A 19,698-nucleotide genomic window follows, 5' to 3' on the forward strand; every position below is an offset into this window, starting at 1 on the left:
ACACCCTGTTAACCAAGAACAGGACTGCCATGGTCGCCCGCGCCCACACTGTTGCCTTTCACGGCGTCGAAGCCCGCCCGGTCGAGGTGCAATGTGCCGTATCGCCCGGCTTGCCAGCCTTTTCCATCGTTGGCCTTCCCGACAAAGCCGTGTCCGAAGCCCGCGACCGTGTCCGCAGCGCGCTGAGTGCGATGGCCATCGCTCTGCCGTCGAAACGAATTACGATCAACCTGTCTCCTGCGGATCTGCCCAAGGAAGGCAGCCATTTCGACCTGCCCATCGCAGTCGCGCTGTTATCGGCACTCGAGGTCATCCCAGCCGATGCCGCCGAAGGAACAGTTGCACTGGGGGAGTTGTCGCTTGATGGATCTCTGGTACCTGTCGTCGGCGCCCTGCCCGCGGCCATGACGGCCGCGTCAGAAGATCGCATGTTGCTGTGCCCCAAAGCCTCCAGCGCCGAGGCTGCATGGGTCGACGCCACTCAGGTTATCGGCGCGGGTTCCCTGGGCGATGTTGTCCGCCATTTCTCGGGACAGTGCCTTTTGCCGGCGGCACAACCCGGCGAGGTGAATCTGGCGCCCAGCGTGCGGGATCTGCGCGATGTAAAGGGGCAGGAACGCGCCAAGCGCGCCTTGGAAATCGCGGCAGCCGGGCGTCACCATCTGATCATGATCGGCACGCCGGGGTCGGGCAAATCCATGCTGGCCGCACGGCTTCCGGGCATCTTGCCACCGCTGACCGCAGTCGAAGCGTTGGAAACTTCGATGATCCAGTCCCTGTGCGGGTTGCTGGATGAAGGCGGCATCAACCGCACGCGTCCATTTCGGGAACCGCATCATACGGCCTCGATGGCAGCCATTGTCGGCGGGGGCAAAGGTGCCAAGCCCGGTGAGATCTCATTGGCGCATAACGGCGTGCTGTTCATGGATGAGTTCCCCGAATTTCCCCGTACGGTTCTGGAGACCCTGCGCCAGCCAATAGAATCCGGAGAAGTCATGGTGGCGCGTGCCAATGCCCACGTGAAATACCCCTGCCGTTTCATGCTGGTGGCCGCCGCGAACCCGTGCAAATGCGGCTACCTGACGGATCCATCGCGCGCCTGCTCTCGCGCACCCGGCTGCGGCGAGGATTATCTGAACCGTATCTCGGGGCCCCTGATGGACAGGTTCGACCTGCGGATCGAAGTTCCGCCTGTGGGCTTCACCGATCTTGATCTGCCCCCATCCGGCGACAGCTCGGCGACAGTTGCCGCGCGGGTTGAAAACGCCCGCGCCATACAGGCAGAGCGGTTTCGGGGAATGCCGGACCTGCGTCAGAATTCCGACGCCGAAGGCAAAGTTCTGGAACAGATCGCAACACCCGATGCAGAAGGAAAAGCCGTTTTGCTGAAGGCCGCAGATCGGTTCGGCCTATCGGCGCGTGCCTTTCATCGGATCCTGAGGGTGGCGCGGACGATCGCCGATCTGGACGGTTCAGCCGACATCCGCAGGCCACATGTTGCAGAGGCGCTGAGCTTTCGCATCAGCGCCCGGGTCATGGCCTAGATCTTGGCTTCAATCGCCTGCCAGATCTTCTCGGCGATGTTCACGCCGTCGAACCGTTCCAGCTCTTGAATGCCGGTGGGCGAGGTCACGTTGATTTCGGTGAGATAGTCGCCAATGATGTCGATCCCGACAAAAATCTGGCCTTTTTCTTTCAGTAGCGGTCCGATGGCTGCGCAGATCTCCAGATCACGCTCTGACAACCCGACCTTTTCCGGGCGTCCGCCCACATGCATGTTTGACCGCGTTTCGCCCGCGGCTGGCACCCGGTTGATTGCGCCAACCGGTTCACCGTCCACGAGGATCACCCGCTTGTCGCCATTGCTGACATCCGGCAGGAACTTTTGCACGATCAGAGGCTCGCGCGAGAACCCCGTGAACAGCTCGTGCAGAGAGGTCAGGTTGCGGTCATTGGCATCCAGTCGGAACACACCCGCACCGCCATTGCCATAAAGCGGCTTTAGGATGATGTCGCCGTGCTTTTCCTTGAACGCCTTGATCGTTTTTATGTCACGGGCAATCGTTGTCGGCGGCGTCAGGTCAGGGAAATCCAAAACCAGCAGTTTTTCAGGATAGTTCCGCACCCAGAACGGGTCGTTGACCACCAGCGTTTGCCCTTTCAGGCGGTCCAGCAGATGGGTGGACGTGATGTAATGCATGTCAAAGGGTGGATCCTGACGCAGCCAGACCATGTCGAAATCGGCCAGGTCAACTTCACGTTCGGAGCTCAGAATCGCCGGATCGCCGGCGACCCGCTGCACGGTCATGTCATGGCCGCGCGCCGTGATACGACCTTCCTGATAGGCCAGCTGATCCGGCCCATAGAAAAACAACGAATGACCGCGCGCCTGCGCCTCCTCCGCCAGACGGAATGAGCTGTCGGCGTTGATGTCCACGGCCCCGATCGGGTCCATTTGAAAGGCGATTTTCATGTCGTGTCCCTCAGTTTCACGCAAGATACATGGCCCAGCAGGCCTGAGGGTTCAATGGGGCTTAGGCGTGACCGAAGGCGTTTTCGATGATTTGAACCGCGCCAGTGCCATCTACCAGTGCCGCGTCAAATCGGACATTGGTCAATTGCCCACCCGGTTCGTTTTCCAAGTATTGCGCGGCCGAGGCACAGATTCGGTCAATTTGTCTTTGACTGATCCGGGCTGCAGCTTTTTCGAAACTGGAGCTTTTCTTGACCTCGATGAACACGAGCCCGTCGCCATCCCGCACAATCAGATCGATTTCACCACCGGCACCCCGCCACCGGCGATGCGCAATTGCAAAACCCCGGCGCTCATAGTCCGAGGCGACCCGAAGCTCGGCCGACTGCCCCGCCTGATAGGAAACCGAGCCCTGAATTGCACGCCGCCCCATGTCATCCCTTTCCCAGTTTCAGAGCTTTCTGGTAAATCGGACGGCGCGGCAGATCATACATTTCTGACACAAGATCCGCTGCGTCCCGAACCGAGTGGGTTTCCAAAGCTCGCTTCAAAGCCTCTTCTACGTCGGATTCGTTAACACTTTGCGAATGACTACGGTCCACCAGCAGAACGATCTCACCCTTGACCGGTTTTTCCTGAATTTCTGCCGCCAGATCGGCCAGTCTTCCACGGCGGATTTCTTCGAACTTTTTCGTCAGTTCACGGCACAAGGCCGCCTGACGGTCTGCCCCCAGGCAATCCGCAAGATCTGCAAGGCTGGCCGAGACGCGTTTGGGGGATTCGTAGAACACCAAGGTGCCTGGTATGTTTTTCAAAGCCTCAATCCGAGTCCGGCGTGCGCCCGATGCATTGGGCAAGAAACCTGCGAAGAAGAATGAATCCGTTGGCAGGCCCGCCAGGGTCAGCGCTGTTATGGCAGCGGATGCCCCGGGCGCACAGGTCACCATATGCCCGGCTTCGGCCGCCTGCTTGCCCAGATCATATCCCGGATCAGCGATCAGTGGCATACCCGCCTCGGATGCATAGGCGACAGATTGCCCCTGCGCCAGGGCATCCATGAGTCTGCCACGCGCCCCGGCGCCGCTGTGATCATGGTAGGCCTGGATATGCCGACCCTCCAGCGGGATGCCATGGATTTCCATCAACCGCCGCAGGCTCCGGGTGTCCTCCGCCGCTATCACATCCGCCGAGGCCAGAACATCCAGCGCCCTGAGCGTAATATCGCGCGCGGTTCCGATCGGAGTGGCAACAAAATACAGGCCCGCAGCCAATCTGATCTTTTGGAAATTCAAAGCTGGACCCTCACAGCGTGACGTTTATTATCGCGGCTCAACAGAACAGAAGCATTCACAGCCGCCGGATCAGGGAGTTTTCATTTAGATGTTTACCGTTTGCAAGCCCGTAAGCAAGCTGGCGAAAGCCGCCATTGCCCTGACGACCGCAGCGTTTCTGGCCGCTTGTGAGCCCGGCGGCGTTGGGGGTGGCCCTTCGATTGACACGTCGAATCCTGTTCCGGTTGCTTTGCTGGTTCCCCGCTCGGGCGACGCCGCGCTGGCGCAGAGCCTTGAGAATGCGGCCCGTATGGCAATGTCCGATCTGCCTAACGTCAAAATCGACCTGCGTGTTTACGATACGGCAGGAAATCCGACCACGGCGACAGCGGTGGCCCAGCAGGCCGTTGCCGAAGGCGCCAAGATCATTGTCGGCCCTGTTTACGCTCAGGCGGCAAACGCTGCCGGGCTGGCCGTACTGAACAATAACGTGAATGTCCTGTCGTTCTCGAACAACACCAGCATTGCGGGTGGCAATGTATTTGTACTTGGACCGACCTTTGAAAACACCGCCAACCGGCTGGTAAATTATGCGGGCAGGCAAGGCAAAACGAACACGGTTATCGTGCACAGCAATGATGCCGCGGGGCAAGTGGGGCAAGCTGCCATCGCCAATGCACTGGCAAACAGCCGGGTCAACAATGCGGGAACGGTCGGATACGACCGGTCGCAACAAGGTGTTATCAACTCGGTTCCCACCATCAAGGCCACCGTCGATTCGACAGGGGCGGACTCGATTTTCATGACGGCAACGACTGCGGGTGCCTTGCCACTTTTCTCGCAATTGCTGCCAGAGGCCGGCGTTTCTCCGGCGACGACACAATTCATCGGTCTGACCCGTTGGGATATCCCCCCGCAAACGCTGGAGCTGCCGGGCGTGCAAGGGGGATGGTTCGCCCTGCCCGACCCGTCAAAGGCCCAAGCCTATCGTCAACGCTATAACGCGACATATGGAGAAGCGCCTCATCCGATCAGCGGTCTGGCCTATGACGGAATAGCGGCGATTGGTGCTTTGGTCAGCCAGGGCAAATCCGATGCGCTGACCGGTGCTGCCCTGACGCAAAATGCCGGTTTCCAAGGTGTTGGCGGTATCTTCCGTCTCCGCCCGAACGGCACCAATGAACGCGGCCTTGCCGTAGCGACGATTCAGAATAAACAGGTGGTTGTGATTGACCCTGCCCCGCAAAGCTTCTCTGGTGCCGGTTTCTGAGCGATCGGGCGAGACCATGGCGCCGGATGGCGCGCTAATTTGCCCTGCCGAAAACATCTTTGACAGCGTCAGCGTCAATGATGCGCTGGCCGAGGTGTTCGAGACCAGCTCTGACAACAGCAAAATGCGCTCTGAAACAGTGCGCATTCTGCGCGACGCTCAGAAAGCGGGTCGCAAAGCCATTGCCGATGCCTTCAGCGAGCGTCCGTTCGACGCGCGCGCGCTGACCCGCTCCTATACCTACCTGACGGACCAGCTGGTCGGAACCGCGATGCTGGTCTCCAGCACGCGCCTGCATCCGCTTGCGACGCCAACACAAGGTGAAAAGATCGCCGTACTGGCCGTTGGCGGATACGGGCGCGGTGAAATGGCGCCCTCTTCGGATGTCGATCTGCTGTTTCTGACCCCCTATAAAATCACGGCCTGGGCCGAAAGCGTCATCGAATCGATGCTTTATATCCTTTGGGATCTCAGGCTTAAGGTCGGGCATTCCTCGCGCACGATCAAAGACTGCCTTCGGCTGGGCACCGAGGATTTCACGATCCGCACAGCAATGCTTGAACAACGTTATCTGGCGGGTGACAAGGCGCTGGCCGACGAGCTTGAACGGCGCCTGAAAACCGAGCTGTTCAAAGGAACCGAGCGGGAGTTCATCGAAGCCAAACTGAACGAACGAGATGAGCGGCACCTGAAACAGGGAGAACGCTACAAGGTCGAGCCCAACGTGAAAGAGGGCAAAGGGGGGTTGCGCGACCTCCAATCCCTCTACTGGATCGCAAAGTACATCTATGGCGTTCAGGACGTGGCCGAACTTGTGCCTTTGGGTCTGTTCACCCCGGAAGAGTTCAAGACCTTCGTTCAGGCCGAAGAATTTCTTTGGGCCGTTCGTTCGCATTTGCATCTGGTGACGGGTCGCGCCACCGAGCAACTGACCTTTGACATGCAGGTCGAGGTCGCCGCGCGCATGGGCTATGAGGATCACGCCGGTCGCCGGGCGGTCGAGGTGTTCATGCAACGCTATTTCCGCGAAGCCACGCGTGTGGGCGAGTTGACGCGGATTTTTCTGACGAAGCTTGAGGCGCTGCACGTGAAAGGCGCACCATTGCTGGAGCGCATTTTCCGCAGACGCCGGCGGATCAAAGCGGGATACCGGGTTGTTCACGGTCGTCTGGACGTAGCGGACCCTGACAAATTTCTGTCCGACAAGGTAAACCTTCTGCGCCTGTTCGAAGAAGGCTTGCGAACAGGAATGCTGATCCATCCGGATGCCATGCGTCTGGTGGCGGCAAATCTGCATCTGATCGACGACGAAATGCGCAATGACAAAGAGGCGCGGCGCATCTTTCTGGACCTGATGCTGAAACACGGCAACCCAGAGCGTGCCTTGCGGCGGATGAACGAACTGGGTGTGCTGTCAGCCTTCCTGCCCGAATTCGAGCCCATCGTGGCAATGATGCAGTTTAACATGTACCACAGCTATACGGTGGACGAGCATACCATCCAGTGCATCGTGAACTTGGCCCAGATCGAACGCGGAGAGTTGATTGAATCGCTGCCTCTTGCCTCTTCGATTCTGAAAGGTGGGGTCAACCGCAAGGTGCTGTATGTCGCCCTGTTGCTGCATGATATCGCGAAGGGGCGACCCGAGGATCACTCGATTCTTGGAGCACAGATCGCGCGCAAGGTGGCACCAAGACTGGGCCTGAACAAAGCAGATTCGGAAACGGTCGAATGGCTGGTGCGTTATCACCTGCTCATGTCCGACATGGCACAGAAACGTGACATTTCAGACCCCCGCACAGTGCGCGATTTCGCCAAGGCAGTTCAAACCGTCAAACGGCTGGATCTGTTGACCGTTCTGACCGTCTGCGACATTCGCGGCGTGGGACCGAACACCTGGAACAACTGGAAAGCCACGCTTTTGCGTGCCCTTCACGCCGAAACCAAGCGCGCGCTGGAGACCGGGATGGAGGACCTCAACCGCGCCAATCGCGGCGCCGAGGCAAAAAAGGCCCTGCGCACCGAACTGGCGGCCTGGTCCAAGGCCGATCTCAAATCCGAGACGGGGCGCCACTATGACCCGTATTGGCAGGGTCTCAATCTGGCCACACATGTCGAGTTTGCGAACATGCTGCGTGCGCTGGAACAAAGCGGCGACCCCGGCGCGATGGAGATCCGCCTGCAACCGGACGAGGATCGCGACGCAACCCGAGCCTGTTTTGCAATGGGCGACCACCCCGGTATCTTTGCCCGCATTGCCGGAGCGCTTGCCCTGGTCGGCGCGAATGTCGTGGATGCGCGCAGCTATACGACCAAAGACGGCTATGTCACCGATGCATTCTGGATTCAGGACGCCGAAGGGCACCCGTTTGAAGCCTCACGCCTGCCACGTCTTACGCAGATGATCCACAAGACGCTGCGCGGCGAAGTGGTTGCGAAGGAGGCGTTGAAATCACGCGACAAGATCAAGAAACGCGAGCGTGCCTTCAACGTTCCAACGCATATCACCTTCGACAATGACGGCTCTGAAATATACACGATCATCGAAGTGGACACCCGCGACCGTCCGGGTCTGCTGTTTGATCTGACCCGGACCCTCGCCGCAGCGAATGTTTACATCGCCAATGCCGTGATCGCGACCTATGGCGAACAGGTGGTCGATACGTTTTACGTCAAGGATATGTTCGGCTTGAAATATCATTCGGAAAACAAGCAACGTGGGCTTGAGGCCAAGCTGCGCAAGGCGATCACCGAAGGCGCCGAGCGTGCGGCCTCATGAAGCAAATCCGTTTGTTTTCAGGCCTGTTTACGGTCGGCTTCTGGACGCTGGCCAGTCGAATACTGGGGTTTCTGCGGGAAATTCTGCTGACCGCCTTCATCGGCCCCGGGCCGGTGATGGATGCTTTCGTCGCGGCCTTTCGCCTGCCGAACATGTTCCGCCGCTTTTTCGCCGAAGGCGCGTTTAACGCGGCTTTTGTGCCCATGTTCTCGAAACGGCTGGAGGCAGACGAGAACCCCCAGGGGTTCGCGCAGGATGCGTTCAATCTGTTGGCCGTGGCCGTTCTGGCGCTGGTCGGGCTGGCCATGGTTTTCATGCCGGGTCTGGTGTGGCTGACGGCCGAAGGGTTCCATGGGGATGAACGTTTCGGCCTGGCCGTGGACTATGGCTATGTCGTGTTCCCGTATATCCTTTTCATGTCCTTGGCGGCGTTATTTTCGGGGGTATTGAACGCCACCGGCAGGTTCGCAGCGGCCGCAGCGGCACCTGTTTTGCTGAACATCTTTGCCTGCACCGCGCTGATCGCCGGGGCCATCACTGGCGGTGAGGTGATACGATGGCTGATCTCGGTCATTCCGGTCGCCGGCGTCGCACAACTGGTGCTGGTCTGGGTGGCGACCGAGCGTGCGGGTATCCGTATCCGACCCGGCCTGCCCCACCTGACGCCCGAGATGCGCCGGATGGTCCGCATCGCGGTTCCCGCCGCCTTGGCCATGGGGGTTACGCAGGTCAATCTGGTGGTCGGACAACTGGTGGCATCAAAGACTGAAAAGGCCGTGAGTTGGCTGTTTGCCGCGGATCGCCTGTACCAGCTGCCTTTGGGCGTCGTCGGAATCGCCATTGGCATTGTCCTGCTGCCAGACCTGTCCCGCCGCCTGCGCGTCGACGACAAGGAAGGAGCCCGCAACGCGTTTTCCCGCGCCGGGGAATTTATGCTGCTGTTGACGCTGCCGTCGACCGTGGCGTTCCTGATCATCCCGAACCCGCTGGTTTCGGTGCTGTTCGAACGGGGACAGTTCAGTCCCGAGGATACCGCTGCGACAGCGCTGGCGGTCGCGATTTATGGCATCGGTCTGCCTGCATTCATGCTGCAAAAACTGCTGCAACCCCTTTTCTTCGCGCGCGAGGATACGCGTTCCCCGTTCCGTTATGCGGTGGTCGCAATGGTCGTGAACGCGGCCTTGGCGTTTGGCCTATTTCCGCTGGTGGGTTGGATCGCCCCTGCGATTGCCGCGTCAACTGCCGGCTGGGCCATGGTTGTTCTTCTGGCGATCGGGGCACGTCGCATGGGCGAAGAAGCGCGTTTCGATGACCGTTTCAGGGCACGTTCGGGACGGATCGTTCTGGCCTCGGTCGGCATGGGCGCGGTCTTGTTTGCGTTGATCCACTTCTTGGGTTGGACGCTGGACATTCCCGGCTGGCGCTATCTTGCGCTTTTGGTCCTGATCGTGGTCGCCGCCGTCTCGTATTTCTGTCTTGGTCATGTCCTGGGAGCGTTCAAATTGTCAGAGTTCAAACGCGCCTTGCGCCGGGCCTGATCAATCGCGGCGGATGCGCCCGACGATCCGGGCCCAGGCCCCCGGCGCCACCAGAAATGACATGCCAAAGCCGGTGGCAAACCCGCCCAGATCGGCGACCCATTCCGCGTTTCCGCCGAAGATCAGACCAAACAGGAACTGAATACCCATCAGAACGGCGATCAGCTGAAACGCCCTCGCCTGATTTGCCCCCACAAGCGACAGTTTGCGCCACAACAACCACGTGAATGCTCCGATCAGGCCATAAACAGGTGGAAACCCTCCGATCAGGGGATAGCGCGGGTCCAGCAAAACGGCATAACTCAACGCGCCGCCAATCCCCGAGACGACGAAGATCAGCAGCATGGGGACACCACCGAAAACCTCACCAACCATTTTTCCCATCGCCAGAACGAAGACACAGACAAAAATCGCCTGCGTAAAGTTGGCGGATACAAAGGGATAGGTCACGAACCGGACCAGATGTTCGAACGGCCAACGCCCGTTCAGCACCATCCAATCGAAAATATCCGCCGAGAAGGCATAGTGCTGTATCGCGTCCAGACGCCAACCCACGGCCGCCGGTCCTCCGATCAAACCGCGCGATCCCAGCGTGAAGGCCAGTTCGACGCCGATGATGAACAGAACCAGCGCCACCACAACGGGCGGCAACGGGTTAACGGCGGGTGTGTAATGCTCACTGCTCATTGGGATGGCCTTTCGCGGCTGTTGACGTCCCTTTGCCTCATGGGTAAGCGACGGAGGCTGATTTTTCCAGACAGGAGTTCCCTTTGATGACCGAGACCCAGTTCACGCCCCGCGTGTTTTCCGGCGCACAGCCTTCGGGTAACCTGCACCTCGGCAATTATCTCGGTGCGCTTCGGAACTGGGTGAGAATGCAAAGCGAGGAATTTGAAACCATCTATTGCATGGTCGATCTTCATGCAATCACGGTCTGGCAAGATCCAATCGAGTTACAGCATGCAACGCGGGAGCTTTGTGCCGGTTACATCGCTTCTGGACTAAACCCCGAAAAATCGATTTTGTTTAATCAAAGCCAAGTGCCGGAACACGCGCAACTGGCTTGGATATTTAACTGTGTTGCTCGTATGGGTTGGATGCAGCGCATGACCCAGTGGAAGGACAAGGCCGGCAAGAACCAGCAGAACGCTTCGCTTGGCTTGTTTGCCTATCCTGCTCTGATGGCTGCGGACATTCTAATCTACCACGCAACCCACGTACCGGTCGGCGAAGACCAGAAACAGCATCTTGAGCTGACCCGCGACATCGCCATCAAGTTCAACAACGATTTCGGCGTCGATTTCTTCCCCGTCACCGAGCCAGTGATCGAAGGTGCGGCCACACGTGTCATGAGCCTGAGGGACGGATCCAAGAAGATGTCGAAATCCGACCCTTCTGACATGAGCCGGATCAACCTGACGGATGACGCCGAAGCGATTGCCAAGAAAATCCGCAAAGCCAAGACCGACCCCGATGCTCTGCCGTCAGAAGCCGAAGGGCTCGAGGACCGCCCCGAGGCGCGTAACCTGGTCAATATTTACGCGGCCCTGAACGATCAAACCATCGAACAGGTTCTGTCCGAAGTAGGCGGCAAGCAGTTCGGTGAGTTCAAACCGATGCTGGCCGATCTGGCAGTGGCGAAACTGGCTCCGATCTCGACCGAAATGTCACGTCTGATGGGGGATCAGGCCGAGATTGACCGGATTCTCGCCCGCGGTGCCGAGCGCGCACGTGAAATCGCTGCTCCGATCCTGCAAAAGACCTACGAAATCGTTGGCATGGTCGGCGCCGCATCACGCTGATTGCACTGGACCTTCGCCTGACGCCCTCCTAGGGTTTGCCTGAATCAAAGGAGGGCGTCATGGCAACCGGCACGAACATCCGGACCTATTTTCAAGGCCAATGGCATGAGGGGGACGCACCCATCATGCGCGCGGCGGATCATGGCGCCTGGCTGGGATCTTCGGTCTTTGATGGCGCGCGGTATTTTGACGGGGTGGCCCCGGATCTGGAGGCCCATTGCGCACGGGTGAACCGGTCAGCCGAAGCCTTGATGCTGACGCCGACCATGACGACCGAACAGATGGTCGAGTTGGTACGCGAAGGGTTGCAGGCCTACAGCCCGGACACAGCCGTTTACATTCGTCCGATGTACTGGGGAATCGACGGTGACAGCACGGCAATAGTCCCGCAGGAAAACAGCACCGGTTTTGCCATCTGCCTGGAAGAAATCCCAATGGCCCCGGAAACCTCGTCGGCCACTCTGTCGACCACGCGCTTCCGCCGCCCGGTTCTGGAAAGCGCGGTCGTAAACGCCAAAGCGGGGTGCCTTTACCCCAACAACGCCCGCATGCTGCAAGAGGCACGCTCGAAAGGCTTTTCCAACGCTTTGGTGGCCGATGCGATGGGGCATGTAGCGGAAACGGCGACGGCCAACATCTTTATGGTGAAGGATGGCGAAGTCTTTACACCGATCCCGAACGGAACTTTCCTGGCCGGCATTACCCGGGCCCGGCATATCAAAAACCTGCGCGCGGATGGTGTGAAGGTCCACGAAACGGTTCTGAGCTTCGAGGATTTCCACGAGGCCGACGAGGTCTTCATGTCCGGAAACATGAGCAAGGTCACACCGGTAACTGCGCTGGAGGATACGCAATTTCAGGTGGGTCCTATTGCTCGCCGTGCCCGCGCGCTCTATTGGGATTGGGCTGCAAGCGAACGCTAGCGCAATGCCCCAGGCTTGCCCGAGTTGCCAGCGCGCGATCGGTCGGGCATGATCCCGGAAACCTAAAGAGGATACCCATGCGTAAGTTCCTAGTCGTTCTGGATGACAGCCGCGAATGCCTGAACGCGATGCGGTTTGCCGCAATGCGGGCTGCCCATACCGGAGGTGGTGTGACGGTCCTTTCCGTTATCCCGCCTGACGAGTTCAATCACTGGATCGGTGTGGCCGAAACCATGCGTGAAGAAGCCCGCGAACGTATCCACGCGCATTTCGAAGTGTTTGCCAAATGGATGCGGGACAAACAGAACGTGGAACCTGAACTGGCCATTCGCGAAGGCGATCCCGTGCCAGAGATCATCGAACATGTTCAGTCCGATCCCGAGATTGGTGTTCTTGTTCTTGGGGCGGGGACCGACAAGAAAGGTCCCGGTCCGTTGGTGACTCAACTGACAAAGAACTCGGGTAGCCTGCCGATTCCGATCACGATCGTTCCAGGTAATCTGAGCAAAGAGAAACTGGAAGAAATAACCTGAGGAGCGGCGATGGCGAAGACGATACAGTTCTGGTTCGAATTCGCCTCGACCTATTCCTACCTCAGCGCGATGCGGATCGAAGCGGCCGCGCAAGACAAAGGCGTCGCCATTGAATGGCACTCGTTCCTGTTGGGTCCGATTTTCGCGGAACAGGGATGGCGCACCTCACCTTTCAACCTGTATCCGGCCAAAGGCCGGTACATGTGGCGCGATATGGAACGTCTGTGCAAGGCGCGCGGGCTTCCTTTTGCAAAGCCCGATCCTTTTCCGCAGAATTCGCTCAGGGCAGCGCGTCTGGTTCTGGCCATCGAGGATCATCGGGAACGGGCGGCGTTTGTTCGGGCCGTCTTCAGCGCCGAATTCGGCGCCGGGCAGAATATCTCCGAGGACAGCGTTCTGGCCTCCTGCCTCGACGAAGCAGGGGTGCACAGCAGCGTGATGAACCGCGCAGGGGACACGGACATAAAACAGGCCCTGTTTGAACAATCTGCCCGCGCCAAGGCGCTTGGTCTGTTTGGTGCACCAAGTTTTCTGGCCGGGGAAGAGTTGTTCTGGGGCGATGACCGTCTGGATGACGCATTAGAATACTCTTCCGCAATTTAGAATCGTTCCAAATCTTGACTTCCCGTGCGCCTGCGCGCATATCAGAAGCACATCAGACGGAGCGCCCTCATGTTCATCCAGACCGAATCCACCCCCAATCCGGCCACGTTGAAATTCCTGCCCGGCCAAACGGTGCTGGAAGCTGGAACAGCGGATTTCCCAACTGCGGAAGCGGGCGAAAAATCGCCTCTGGCCAAACGCATATTTGCGGTCAACGGTGTGACTGGCGTGTTTTTTGGCAACGATTTTGTCACCGTTACCAAATCGGACGACGTACAGTGGGACCACATCAAACCGGCCATTCTTGCCGCGGTGATGGAGCATTATCAATCCGGCCAGCCTGTTATGGGCGCAGATTCCGCCGGGGCCTCGGGCCATGCCGAGCACTCTGGTGAGGACGCTGATATCGTCAACCAGATCAAGGACTTGCTGGACAGCCGTGTGCGTCCTGCCGTGGCTCAGGATGGGGGTGATATCACGTTCCACGGGTTTGATCGCGGCGTGGTCTATCTGCACATGCAGGGGGCCTGCGCGGGTTGCCCGTCTTCGACATTGACCCTGAAGATGGGTATCGAAAACCTTCTGCGCCATTACATTCCGGAAGTGACCGAGGTTCGCCCTGTTGCCGTCTAACCCGACGATTCTGGCGTTTGACACATCGGCCGCGCATTGCGCGGCCGCTTTGTTGCGTGATGGCGAAATCGTGACGTCTCGTGCCGAAGCAATGTCACGCGGACAAGCCGAACGATTGTTTCCGCTGTTGGAAGGCGTGCTGGCGGAAACCGGATGTGATTGGGCCGGTTTGGACGCGATCGGCGTTGGGATAGGGCCAGGTAACTTCACCGGCATCCGTATTTCGGTCTCGGCCGCGCGCGGTCTTGCACTTGGGCTTGAAATCCCTGCGGTCGGAGTTTCCGGCTTCGATGCCTTGGGTGAGCTGGCGGAAGACGGGCAGATACCGGCGATCCCTGCCCCGCGCGACCATGTTTATGTGAAAATGCCCGGTGCCGATCCGTGTCTCTTGCCTCGGGCCGAAGCGGAACTTGGCGGGCAGTTGTATTCCTGCTCTGACCCTGCCTTGCTGGCACAAGCCATCGCCCGGCTGGCCGCGCGGCGCTGGGATCGCACCTGCTTGCCGCCTGCACCTTTGTACGTAAGGCCCGCCGATGCGGCTCCGTCCCGCGATACACCCCCTGTCCTGCTGAACGAATGACACCGCACGAGATGGCATCGACCCATGCCGCAGCGTTTTCGCAATCGCGCGGCTGGACAGAAGACGAATTCGCCGCCCTTCTTAAAAACCGCTTTACTTATGCCGTCGGAGATTCCCGGTGCTTTGCACTGTTTCAGGTGATTGCGGGCGAAGCCGAGTTGCTGACAATTGCGACCCACCCTTCGTTTCAAAGGCAGGGCCTGGCACTTCGACTCATGCAGGAATGGCATGATCAGGCGATCGATTTGCTGGCAACCCGTGCCTTTCTGGATGTCGCGGCCGACAACATTGCGGCCATCTCCCTGTACAATCGATGCGGATATCGGCAGTGCGGGCTGCGCAAGGCGTACTATGCACGCGAAACGGGCCAAAAAATTGATGCACTTGTAATGGAATGCCGCCTGCCCCAACGGCAATCGCCCGTTTTTTAGACCATTTGGTCAGAATTCATTTGACCATGGTGGTTGCAAACCCCCTTAATACCCGCCATCACAACAGTTATGCTCGCTAAAAGTGGGTGAACGGGGCTAATCTGACCCTGTGCCAACAAAATAATATTGGGAGACTGAAATGACCCTGATGAAATCCTTGATGGGTGCTGCCGCTGCGGTCGCAATGTCAGCCGGAGCGGTTCTGGCCGAGCCGGCCGTGATCTTTGACTTGGGCGGCAAGTTCGACAAGTCCTTCAACGAAGCCGCCTATAACGGCGCGCAGCGCTGGGCGAATGAAACCGGCGGCAAGTATCTGGAAATCGAAATTCAGGCAGAACCGCAGCGCGAACAGGCCCTGCGCCGTTTTGCGGAATCCGGTGCAAATCCGATCATCACCATGGGGTTCGGAATCGCTGACGCCCTGGCCGCTGTTGCAAGTGACTACCCCGACACCAAATTCGTCGCTGTTGACGTGACTTGGCTGGACGCTCCAAACATCCGCCAGATTGGCTTTGCCGAGCACGAAGGGTCCTACCTCGTCGGCATGATGGCCGCCATGGCGTCGAAATCCGGCACCGTTGGTTTCATCGGAGGCATGGACATCCCGTTGATTCGCCATTTCGGATGCGGCTATGCCCAGGGCGCGAAGGCCGTGAACCCAGACATCAATGTTGTTGCCAACATGACAGGAACAACGCCTGCTGCCTGGAACGATCCGGTAAAAGGTTCGGAGCTTACAAAAGCACAGATCAGCCAGGGCGCTGATGTGATTTACGCTGCTGCCGGCGGAACCGGCGTAGGCGTTCTGCAAACTGCAGCTGACGAAGACATCCTGTCGATTGGTGTGGACAGCAACCAGAATCACCTGCACCCAGGCAAAGTGCTGACTTCGATGCTGAAGCGTGTGGACGTCGCTGTTTATGAAGCGATGAAAGCAGGCGAAAACGTCGAAACCGGCGTTTTCACCATGGGTCTGGCCGAAGATGGGGTTGGCGTTGCCATGGATGAAAACAACAAAGAGCTTGTTTCGGTTCGCATGAGCGACGCCGTCGACGAAGCCCGCAAGGCGATCATCAACGGCGACATCAATGTTGTAAGCTATTACGAGAACGACAGCTGCCCGGCACTGCAGTTCTGATTACGCGCGGGGCGGGAGAGTGCCTTCCGCCTCGCCACCCACTTCGCCATCCGAGCGGACAGCTGGATGGGTTTCTCGGCAGTTGAGGGCAAGACATGACCGTCCCAGCCATTGAGCTCAAAGGGATATCCAAGGCCTTTGGGCCAGTTCAGGCCAACAAAGACATCTCGATCAGCGTTGCACCCGGTACGATCCATGGGATCATCGGTGAAAACGGCGCGGGCAAATCCACGTTGATGAGCATTCTCTTCGGCTTTTACAAAGCCGACAAAGGTGAGATCTGGATCAATGGGACAAAGACCGACATCCCGGACAGCCAGGCGGCCATCGCCTCGGGCATCGGGATGGTGTTCCAGCATTTCAAGCTGGTGGAAAATTTCACAGTTCTGGAAAACATCGTTCTGGGCGCCGAGGATGGCGGGTTGCTGGCGCCATCACTGGCAAAAGCCCGCAAAGAGCTGAAAGAGCTCGAGGCAGAATACGAACTGTTCGTCGATCCCGACAAGCGCATCGACGAGATTGGCGTGGGGATGCAGCAGCGGGTCGAGATCCTGAAGGCACTGTACCGCAAGGCCGAAATTCTGATTCTGGACGAACCGACCGGCGTGTTGACCCCAGCCGAAGCCGATCAGCTGTTCCGCATTCTCGACCGACTGCGGTCCGAGGGCAAAACAGTCATCGTGATCACGCACAAACTGCGCGAGATTATGGAAAACACCGACACGGTGTCGGTTATGCGGCGCGGGCAAATGACGGCCACGGTCAAAACATCCGAGACCAGCCCCGAGGAGTTGGCCGAACTGATGGTCGGCCGCAAGGTTCTGCTGCAAGTCGACAAAGTGCCCGCGACGCCCGGCAAACCCATTCTCGAGATCGAAAATCTCAGCGTTTTTGATTCGGCGGGCGTTGAACGGGTCAAAAACATCGACCTGACCGTGCGCGCAGGTGAGATCGTCGGCATCGCCGGCGTGGCGGGCAATGGTCAATCCGAACTGCTGGAAGTTCTTGGTGGAATGCGCCCCGGACAGGGCACGATCAAGCTGAACGGCGAACCGCTGGCACTGAGTGGGGCCGGATCAGATGGTCAGGCCCGCCGCGCGCAACACATTGCCCACGTGCCCGAAGACCGGCAGCGCGAAGGCCTGATCATGGACTTCCACGCCTGGGAAAACGTGGCCTTCGGGTATCACCGCGACCCGGCCTATAAACGCGGTATATTCATGGACAACGCTGCATTGCGCGCCGATACCGAAGCCAAGATCGAGAAATTCGACGTCCGCCCGCCCAATCCCTGGTTGGCAGCCAAGAGTTTCTCGGGCGGCAACCAGCAGAAAATCGTTGTCGCCCGCGAGATTGAACGCAACCCCGACCTGTTGCTGGTCGGGCAACCCACGCGGGGCGTGGACATCGGCGCCATCGAGTTCATTCACAAACAGATTGTCGCGCTGCGTGATCAGGGCAAGGCAATCCTGCTGGTATCGGTCGAACTGGAAGAAATCTTCTCGCTCTCGGACCGGATCGCGGTGATGTTTGACGGACATATCATGGGAGAACGCCTGCCCCATGAGACAGATGAAAAAGAACTGGGCCTTCTGATGGCCGGTGTTGCGGGAGAGGCCGCGTAACATGGAAAAAATGCCTAAATGGGCCGATGTCGTTCTGATCCCGCTGATCAGTCTGATACTGGCCGCAATCCTTTCGGCGCTGGTCATCCTCGCCATTGGCGAAAACCCTGTCGAAGCCGTCAAACTGATGGTCACTGGTGCGCTGGGATCGACCTATGGTTGGGGCTATACGCTATATTACGCGACAAACTTCATGTTTACCGGTCTTGCGGTGGCCGTCGCCTTCCATGCCCGTATGTTCAACATCGGGGGCGAAGGTCAGGCGATGCTGGGCGGGCTGGGCGTGGCCATGGTCTGTCTTTATGTCGACTGGCCGCATTGGAGCATTGCCTTGCTTGCCGCCTGTGCGGCATCGATGCTGTTCGGCGCGCTCTGGGCAGCCATTCCGGCCTATCTTCAGGCAAAGCGCGGCAGCCATATCGTGATCACCACGATCATGTTCAACTTCATCGCCGCTGCTTTCCTGAATTACATGCTGGTCAATGTCATGCGCCCCCAAGGGTCGCAGGACCCGGCCACCGCGCGGTTCTCTGAAAGCGTGCATCTGCCCTCTTTCCAGGAAATGTTCTCGACCGCAGAGAACGTTGTTTTCCGCGGCGCCCCGGCGAACATCACCTTTTTCATCGCATTGCTTGCCTGCGTCGTTGTCTGGGCACTGATCTGGCGCACGCGTCTGGGTTATGAAATCCGGGCTTACGGCCATTCCGAGACTGGCGCTGTCTATGCCGGTATTTCACCTGTGCGCATCACGATTGTCGCGATGCTGATTTCCGGCGGACTGGCGGGGCTGATGGCCATCAATAACGTCATGGGCGAAGCCGAGCGACTTGTTATGAACTCGACCGAGGGCGCGGGCTTCATTGGCATCGCCGTGGCTCTGATGGGGCGTTCACATCCGTTCGGCGTGTTTCTGGCCGCGCTCTTGTTCGGATTTCTGTATCAGGGCGGCGCCGAGCTGGCGCTGTGGGCTTCGATTCCGCGGGAACTGATCGTGGTCATTCAGGCATTGGTCATCCTGTTCACCGGCGCATTGGACAACATGGTGCGCATGCCGCTTGAAAAGCTGTTCCTGGGTATGCGGAAGAGGGCTGAGTGATGGAATTTTTCGTAACCCTCATTCAGGTTCTGGATTCGACCATTCGCCTGTCCACGCCACTGCTGCTTGCCTGTCTGGCCGGTCTGTTTTCGGAACGGGCCGGGATTTTCGACATCGGTCTCGAAGGCAAAATGTTGATGTCAGCGTTCTTTTCGGCTGCAATCGCAGCTGTCACAGGGTCCGTGTGGCTGGGCCTGCTGGCCGGTATCGCATCCTCATTGTTGCTGTCGGGCCTGCACGGGCTGGCGTCGATAACATTTCGGGGCAACCAATTGATATCGGGCGTGGCCATCAACTTTCTGGCCTCGGGCCTGACTGTCCTGGTCGCGCAAAGCTGGTTTCAGCAAGGTGGGCGGACACCCTCCCTGTTTGGCGGGGGCCGGTTCGAACCGATCAACTTCCCATTCGCCGAGTCCCTCAGCGGTGTGCCGATTATTGGTCCCATCTATTCCGAATTGCTCTCGGGCCACTCGATCCTGGTTTATGTCGCGTTCCTGATGGTTCCGGCCACGTGGTGGATTCTGTATCGCACCCGGTTCGGTCTGCGCCTGCGGGCGGTGGGTGAGAACCCTGCCGCAGTGGACACCGCCGGTGTCTCGGTTGTTGGCCTGCGGTTCGCCGCTGTCGCCATCTGTGGTGTGCTGTGCGGTATTGCAGGCGCCTATCTGGCTACGGCCTTGCAGGCAGGATTTGTCAAGGAAATGACCGCCGGTCGTGGCTTTATCGCCTTGGCCGCGCTGATCTTTGCCAAGTGGCGCCCGTGGCATGCCATGTGGGCCTGCTTGCTGTTCGGTCTGCTGCAAGCGATCGCGCTGCGGTTCCAAAATATCGACCTGGGTGGCGTCGTGATTCCCGTGCAGGTGATGGACGCCCTGCCCTATATCCTGACGGTGGTGATTCTTGCCGGGTTTGTCGGCAAAGCCATCCCACCTCGGGCGGGCGGAGAACCCTACGTCAAAGAGCGCTGATAAGGCCAGTTCCAAATTGAGTTTCAGTCCTGTTC

Annotated in this window: 19 protein-coding genes; 15 read left to right on the forward strand and 4 right to left on the reverse strand. The window is 58.8% G+C overall.

What is annotated here, in order from left to right:
* The first annotated feature begins 29 nt into the window (after positions 1-29).
* Positions 30-1,544, forward strand: a complete 1,515-nt coding sequence (locus tag I9185_RS13535; RefSeq protein WP_210093316.1) for a YifB family Mg chelatase-like AAA ATPase — start codon at positions 30-32, stop codon at positions 1,542-1,544.
* Here the strand turns inward: I9185_RS13535 and gshB are convergent.
* The 3 genes from gshB to rsmI form a co-directional block, all read right to left on the reverse strand.
* The gene (gene gshB, locus I9185_RS13540) at positions 1,541-2,473 is read right to left on the reverse strand and encodes a glutathione synthase (protein WP_210093317.1); all 933 of its coding nucleotides are present in this window, start codon (positions 2,471-2,473) and stop codon (positions 1,541-1,543) included. The genes I9185_RS13535 and gshB overlap by 4 nt on opposite strands.
* A gap of 61 nt (positions 2,474-2,534) precedes the next feature.
* Entirely contained in the window at positions 2,535-2,906 is a 372-nt protein-coding gene (locus I9185_RS13545) for a YraN family protein (RefSeq protein WP_152456873.1), read from the reverse strand.
* Position 2,907: 1 nt separating this feature from the next.
* Positions 2,908-3,765 carry a 16S rRNA (cytidine(1402)-2'-O)-methyltransferase gene (gene rsmI / locus I9185_RS13550; RefSeq protein ID WP_171724252.1) on the reverse strand — a complete coding sequence of 286 codons (858 nt, stop codon included), beginning with the start codon at positions 3,763-3,765 and terminating at the stop codon, positions 2,908-2,910.
* An 88-nt stretch (positions 3,766-3,853) separates the two neighbouring features.
* Here rsmI and I9185_RS13555 point away from each other — a divergent pair, with 88 nt between their 5' ends.
* The 3 genes from I9185_RS13555 to murJ are packed head-to-tail and all read left to right on the forward strand — an operon-like array spanning position 3,854 to position 9,331.
* Complete coding sequence (locus tag I9185_RS13555) at positions 3,854-5,014, forward strand: penicillin-binding protein activator (protein ID WP_171634868.1); 1,161 nt, start codon at positions 3,854-3,856, stop codon at positions 5,012-5,014.
* A gap of 16 nt (positions 5,015-5,030) precedes the next feature.
* Complete coding sequence (locus tag I9185_RS13560; protein ID WP_171635164.1) at positions 5,031-7,793, forward strand: [protein-PII] uridylyltransferase; 2,763 nt, start codon at positions 5,031-5,033, stop codon at positions 7,791-7,793.
* Positions 7,790-9,331, forward strand: a complete 1,542-nt coding sequence (gene murJ / locus I9185_RS13565; RefSeq protein WP_210093318.1) for a murein biosynthesis integral membrane protein MurJ — start codon at positions 7,790-7,792, stop codon at positions 9,329-9,331. The genes I9185_RS13560 and murJ overlap by 4 nt, the downstream gene beginning before the upstream one ends.
* Here the strand turns inward: murJ and I9185_RS13570 are convergent, their stop codons facing one another.
* Entirely contained in the window at positions 9,332-10,018 is a 687-nt protein-coding gene (locus I9185_RS13570) for a rhomboid family intramembrane serine protease (RefSeq protein ID WP_171171106.1), read from the reverse strand.
* A gap of 86 nt (positions 10,019-10,104) precedes the next feature.
* Here I9185_RS13570 and trpS point away from each other — a divergent pair, with 86 nt between their 5' ends.
* The 11 genes from trpS to I9185_RS13625 all read left to right on the forward strand — a co-directional run bounded on the left by trpS (position 10,105) and on the right by I9185_RS13625 (position 19,663).
* A complete protein-coding gene (trpS, locus tag I9185_RS13575; protein WP_171641678.1) occupies positions 10,105-11,133 on the forward strand; it encodes a tryptophan--tRNA ligase in 1,029 nt (342 codons plus the stop codon).
* Between the two features lie 59 nt (positions 11,134-11,192).
* A complete protein-coding gene (locus I9185_RS13580; protein WP_171634878.1) occupies positions 11,193-12,056 on the forward strand; it encodes a branched-chain amino acid aminotransferase in 864 nt (287 codons plus the stop codon).
* Positions 12,057-12,133: 77 nt separating this feature from the next.
* Positions 12,134-12,589 carry a universal stress protein gene (locus tag I9185_RS13585; protein ID WP_171634880.1) on the forward strand — a complete coding sequence of 152 codons (456 nt, stop codon included), beginning with the start codon at positions 12,134-12,136 and terminating at the stop codon, positions 12,587-12,589.
* Between the two features lie 9 nt (positions 12,590-12,598).
* On the forward strand, positions 12,599-13,192 hold the full coding sequence (locus tag I9185_RS13590) for a 2-hydroxychromene-2-carboxylate isomerase (RefSeq protein WP_210093319.1): 594 nt from the start codon (positions 12,599-12,601) through the stop codon (positions 13,190-13,192).
* A gap of 69 nt (positions 13,193-13,261) precedes the next feature.
* Positions 13,262-13,825, forward strand: coding sequence for a NifU family protein (locus tag I9185_RS13595; protein ID WP_210093320.1), 564 nt, complete (start codon positions 13,262-13,264; stop codon positions 13,823-13,825).
* The gene (gene tsaB, locus I9185_RS13600) at positions 13,815-14,405 is read left to right on the forward strand and encodes a tRNA (adenosine(37)-N6)-threonylcarbamoyltransferase complex dimerization subunit type 1 TsaB (protein WP_210093321.1); all 591 of its coding nucleotides are present in this window, start codon (positions 13,815-13,817) and stop codon (positions 14,403-14,405) included. Before I9185_RS13595 ends, tsaB begins: the two co-directional genes overlap by 11 nt.
* Positions 14,402-14,836, forward strand: coding sequence for an N-acetyltransferase (locus I9185_RS13605; RefSeq protein WP_209834646.1), 435 nt, complete (start codon positions 14,402-14,404; stop codon positions 14,834-14,836). Before tsaB ends, I9185_RS13605 begins: the two co-directional genes overlap by 4 nt.
* A 139-nt stretch (positions 14,837-14,975) precedes the next feature.
* Entirely contained in the window at positions 14,976-15,974 is a 999-nt protein-coding gene (locus tag I9185_RS13610; RefSeq protein ID WP_171634886.1) for a BMP family ABC transporter substrate-binding protein, read from the forward strand.
* Between the two features lie 95 nt (positions 15,975-16,069).
* The gene (locus I9185_RS13615; protein WP_210093322.1) at positions 16,070-17,599 is read left to right on the forward strand and encodes an ABC transporter ATP-binding protein; all 1,530 of its coding nucleotides are present in this window, start codon (positions 16,070-16,072) and stop codon (positions 17,597-17,599) included.
* A gap of 1 nt (position 17,600) precedes the next feature.
* A complete protein-coding gene (locus I9185_RS13620; RefSeq protein WP_171634892.1) occupies positions 17,601-18,695 on the forward strand; it encodes an ABC transporter permease in 1,095 nt (364 codons plus the stop codon).
* Complete coding sequence (locus tag I9185_RS13625) at positions 18,695-19,663, forward strand: ABC transporter permease (protein WP_171634895.1); 969 nt, start codon at positions 18,695-18,697, stop codon at positions 19,661-19,663. Before I9185_RS13620 ends, I9185_RS13625 begins: the two co-directional genes overlap by 1 nt.
* Positions 19,664-19,698: the final 35 nt, after the last annotated feature.

This window comes from Ruegeria sp. HKCCSP346 (genome assembly GCF_017872595.1).
Classification (GTDB): domain Bacteria; phylum Pseudomonadota; class Alphaproteobacteria; order Rhodobacterales; family Rhodobacteraceae; genus Ruegeria.

What these genes read in the sequence shown, in the direction of transcription:
- I9185_RS13535 (WP_210093316.1), top strand. Translation starts at nt 30, where the DNA reads ATGGTCGCCCGCGCCCACACTGTTGCCTTTCACGGCGTCGAAGCCCGC.
- gshB (WP_210093317.1), bottom strand. Translation starts at nt 2,473, where the DNA reads ATGAAAATCGCCTTTCAAATGGACCCGATCGGGGCCGTGGACATCAAC.
- I9185_RS13545 (WP_152456873.1), bottom strand. Translation starts at nt 2,906, where the DNA reads ATGGGGCGGCGTGCAATTCAGGGCTCGGTTTCCTATCAGGCGGGGCAG.
- I9185_RS13555 (WP_171634868.1), top strand. Translation starts at nt 3,854, where the DNA reads ATGTTTACCGTTTGCAAGCCCGTAAGCAAGCTGGCGAAAGCCGCCATT.
- I9185_RS13560 (WP_171635164.1), top strand. Translation starts at nt 5,031, where the DNA reads ATGGCGCCGGATGGCGCGCTAATTTGCCCTGCCGAAAACATCTTTGAC.
- murJ (WP_210093318.1), top strand. Translation starts at nt 7,790, where the DNA reads ATGAAGCAAATCCGTTTGTTTTCAGGCCTGTTTACGGTCGGCTTCTGG.
- I9185_RS13570 (WP_171171106.1), bottom strand. Translation starts at nt 10,018, where the DNA reads ATGAGCAGTGAGCATTACACACCCGCCGTTAACCCGTTGCCGCCCGTT.
- trpS (WP_171641678.1), top strand. Translation starts at nt 10,105, where the DNA reads ATGACCGAGACCCAGTTCACGCCCCGCGTGTTTTCCGGCGCACAGCCT.
- I9185_RS13580 (WP_171634878.1), top strand. Translation starts at nt 11,193, where the DNA reads ATGGCAACCGGCACGAACATCCGGACCTATTTTCAAGGCCAATGGCAT.
- I9185_RS13585 (WP_171634880.1), top strand. Translation starts at nt 12,134, where the DNA reads ATGCGTAAGTTCCTAGTCGTTCTGGATGACAGCCGCGAATGCCTGAAC.
- I9185_RS13590 (WP_210093319.1), top strand. Translation starts at nt 12,599, where the DNA reads ATGGCGAAGACGATACAGTTCTGGTTCGAATTCGCCTCGACCTATTCC.
- I9185_RS13595 (WP_210093320.1), top strand. Translation starts at nt 13,262, where the DNA reads ATGTTCATCCAGACCGAATCCACCCCCAATCCGGCCACGTTGAAATTC.
- I9185_RS13605 (WP_209834646.1), top strand. Translation starts at nt 14,402, where the DNA reads ATGACACCGCACGAGATGGCATCGACCCATGCCGCAGCGTTTTCGCAA.
- I9185_RS13610 (WP_171634886.1), top strand. Translation starts at nt 14,976, where the DNA reads ATGACCCTGATGAAATCCTTGATGGGTGCTGCCGCTGCGGTCGCAATG.
- I9185_RS13615 (WP_210093322.1), top strand. Translation starts at nt 16,070, where the DNA reads ATGACCGTCCCAGCCATTGAGCTCAAAGGGATATCCAAGGCCTTTGGG.
- I9185_RS13620 (WP_171634892.1), top strand. Translation starts at nt 17,601, where the DNA reads ATGGAAAAAATGCCTAAATGGGCCGATGTCGTTCTGATCCCGCTGATC.
- I9185_RS13625 (WP_171634895.1), top strand. Translation starts at nt 18,695, where the DNA reads ATGGAATTTTTCGTAACCCTCATTCAGGTTCTGGATTCGACCATTCGC.